This is a genomic window from Marinagarivorans sp., assembly GCF_982758155.1.
The window spans coordinates 4018-7278 of sequence record NZ_CEXWTU010000240.1 but is presented as its reverse complement, the minus strand read 5'-3'; the positions used below and the strand labels follow the sequence as shown (position 1 = coordinate 7278).

Genomic DNA, 3261 nt, shown 5'->3' with positions numbered 1-3261 from the left:
AACGCATGGAGCAGTTACCGAGGCATGTAACGCTTTGAGCAACGAAGGTAAGGATACTGAGATCAAACATTAGTGGATGAAATATTGTTTCCTCGCCCCTAAAAACACTCTACCACGCGACCATCATTAAAAACACAGCAAAACGGCAATTCAAAAGACGCTAAAGTTTCCAAGCAGCCCTCCTCCCCGGCCAGCATCGCCACAGTGCTTACCGTACCCGCCACCAAACAGCTATCAGCCACTACGCTCACGCTAGCCGGCGTAACTATTGGCCAGCCGGTAAATGGATTTAAAATATGGCTATAGCGTTTATTATCTAACATAAAAAAGCGCTCGTAATTTCCACTTGTCGCTAAGCCACCTTTATGTAAATTTAATTGCGCCACCTTTGTTTTCGGCTCACGAGGGTTCTTTATCGCAATGGGCCAGTTCGCACCAAAAGCAGCGATATCACCGCCCATATCAACCATTGCCGCCGAGACACCCCCTTCACGTAAAATAGCTAAAGCACTATCTGCAGCATACTCTTTAACAAAACCGCCAAAATCTATTTCAAAACCCGCAGGTAACTGAATAGTCGCCCCGCCACTCCATTCAACACCTGCCCAGCCAGAACAACACAACAACCCCTCAAGCGCTTCAGGTGATGGCAATGCATTATCAACCAGTAGCGTCGCTTCAGGCCCAACCTTTCGAAAATTCCATGCCCTACGCAAAATGCCGGAGGTAACATCAAAAAGCCCACTACTTTGCTCAAAGGCACTGGCAGCATAGGTAAATAACGCACGCGACTCTTCGTCGAGGTCAACACGATGGTGACCAGCATTAGCATTGATGCGAGAAATTAAACTAGAAGGAATGTAACGAGAGTAACGATTTTCAAGAATAGATATTCGGGATATTGCAGGCTGAGCTATTTGCTCAGCCTGCAACTGGGATTCTGCCACTAACCGAATCTGGCAAAACGTACCCATCGCCTTAAAAGGCACACTAAAATGAGCCATTAAAAACGGTGATCAACACCAAAGGTAAAACGCGTGTACTGAATCATACCGGGGTGAGACAAATAGTCGGAATTGCCTGGCAAAAATTCTTCATCAGCCATGTAATACTCTATGCCCAATATCCAATCTACAGGTTTCTGCTTAAAGACAAGCTTTAAACCGAAAGCAAACGAGGCGTAATCCGATAGGCGCGCATCATCAGAATAATAATTCCATTTTGCATAATCCTTACCGTTGTTCTCACTCGCTGGAATACCGTCTTTACGATACAGCGAATAAACATCATAAAAAGTCGCTGCGCTTTGGCCGTAATAGCGTATGGAGGGGACAATTTGTAGCTTTTCCCACTTCTTATACAACGCAACACTAAACGTATTAGAAGCAACACCCCAAGTATCATCGTAATAGCGGTAATCGAAATGCCAAGCCCCTTGAATTGACCTTACATAATGCCGGTAAGATAAGTTTAGGGTGTAGGAATCTTTTTCTTGTGGGCGCTTATCAAACCGCTTGTAGGCATCACTTAAATGCCCCTCTTTGGTCGCAAAGCTGATGCCGCCCAAAATAATATTATTTGGCCCAAGAATACGCGAAGCGCTGACAAAAAAGGATGCATTTGTCTTGCCCGCATTATCCGGCAAAGGGTCGCTGGTATTGCGCTTGACGACTCGCGTGTCATCTTCATAAAAAATACTATCGTCAGAATAACTAAAGCCCGTTGCGACGACTGTTTGTTTTTTATCAAATTCGCGCTCAGTCGATAACCCAAAACTAAAGGATTCGTAATCATCCTCGGTCGAGGCAGCGATATTGCCAGAAACAGAACCGCCATCGTAGTAATAGGATGTCGCCACGCTGGCGTCGGTTCGGTGCTCATCAATACCAATGAGATTGCCATTCTCACTACCCGGGGAGGCACCAGACATCACAACTTGAGGTGTATTGTAATCAACCTCGCCATCACCGAGATCTTTAGGCTGCACATACCATGGCGATGCGCCCGATAATGTTTCATCTTGAATATTAACGGCCAACGACCAATGCGACCCCAAGGGAGTTAACAAACTCCACTGATTAACATTAATATCGTAACGGCCAAGGTCGCCGCTCGCGACATCATCAGCATCCAAGGTGCTTTCGTTATAAGACGTATATCGATAACCGATAACCGTTTCGGTAGGTGCCGACGCCTGAACCTGAGCACTGATTCCCGGCAGGGCAACGGCGGCTGCCGACAATGCCATTAAGCGGGAAGAAGTACTTTGCTTTTTTATTATCTTAGTCATAGTTAATTTGGGCTTAGTTACAGCCACAACCTCCGCCTGCCGCTTCCGCACCACCAGAGGATGCTTCTTTTGCGAAATATATATGCTTTTGCAGTCCAGCTTCCATAGGGTCCGGAGCCCAGCCCATTTCGGGTTTTGCTAAGTTGCCACGCTTGTAAACTGGGGTGTCGGCGCACCCTTGTAACATTGATATCGCTGCAGCCAAGGCAACAGCGCAAACAATACGCTTGGTCATAGTCTTATCTCTCTAACAAGGTATAGATGTCTAGACTTTAGGGTTGAAGCAATAATAGCTTATCCGATTAAGCGAAGAGATCGACTTTCTTATCAAGGCGTTTAAAGAGGCGCATGCCGGAGCCTATATGGAAAATAGGTCTGCAGGGTAACGTATGAAGCGGTTACCGAAGCATGTAACACTTTAAGCAACGATGGTAAGGAGGTCGATATCAAGCATTAGTGGATGAAATATTGTTTCCTCGTCCCTTATTACTTTAGGTCAATATCCGGCAACATTCTAACAGGCAAACTCCGCGCGCCGATACACCTTACCGGCAAATACAGCGGCACTAAGCCAGAATGTGGAGACCCCCTCACGCGGGACAATGGCAATGTCGGCATTGATCTGAGGCGGGAGAATTAAGACGAGACTATCTAGGCCATAGAGACCCGATACCTAATGTTGCTCGCGCGGCAACAAAAAACCAGCAATTGAGCGCACCTGCTCCTTTAGCTGGCGGTTTAACTCCATCTGCTGTTTCGTAAAAATCGTGTAAGCTCGGCCTATTTCATCGAACTCATCCAAAACAACCTCCATCTCCTTTTCGCTTAGCGCTAGCCGAGCGATATGTTCAGGCGGCCCTGCATTAATAGAGGTTAACATTCGATTGTGGCCGCTAGTTAGATCCCGACCCGACTGATCCAACTGGCGAACGATTTCCAGCAATTGCTGGCAGCTCGCCTTGCGATGATTA

The 3261-nt window shown here is 46.8% G+C and carries 4 protein-coding genes; all 4 read right to left on the bottom strand.

The genetic code is table 11. The features are described from left to right. Window positions 1-98: 98 nt before the first annotated feature. A complete protein-coding gene (locus AC3A8L_RS18320; RefSeq protein WP_487963722.1) occupies window positions 99-1004 on the bottom strand; it encodes an FAD:protein FMN transferase in 906 nt (301 codons plus the stop codon). Further along, a complete protein-coding gene (locus tag AC3A8L_RS18315; RefSeq protein ID WP_487963721.1) occupies window positions 1004-2290 on the bottom strand; it encodes a DUF3570 domain-containing protein in 1287 nt (428 codons plus the stop codon). Before AC3A8L_RS18315 ends, AC3A8L_RS18320 begins: the two co-directional genes overlap by 1 nt. A 13-nt stretch (window positions 2291-2303) precedes the next feature. After that, window positions 2304-2525, bottom strand: a complete 222-nt coding sequence (locus AC3A8L_RS18310; protein WP_487963720.1) for a DUF4266 domain-containing protein — start codon at window positions 2523-2525, stop codon at window positions 2304-2306. 438 nt (window positions 2526-2963) lie between these two features. Next, a partial coding sequence (locus AC3A8L_RS18305) for a hypothetical protein (protein WP_487963719.1) occupies window positions 2964-3261 on the bottom strand: 298 nt, incomplete at its 5' end.

What these genes read in the sequence shown, in the direction of transcription:
- AC3A8L_RS18315 (WP_487963721.1), bottom strand. Translation starts at nt 2,290, where the DNA reads ATGACTAAGATAATAAAAAAGCAAAGTACTTCTTCCCGCTTAATGGCA.
- AC3A8L_RS18310 (WP_487963720.1), bottom strand. Translation starts at nt 2,525, where the DNA reads ATGACCAAGCGTATTGTTTGCGCTGTTGCCTTGGCTGCAGCGATATCA.
- AC3A8L_RS18320 (WP_487963722.1), bottom strand. Translation starts at nt 1,004, where the DNA reads ATGGCTCATTTTAGTGTGCCTTTTAAGGCGATGGGTACGTTTTGCCAG.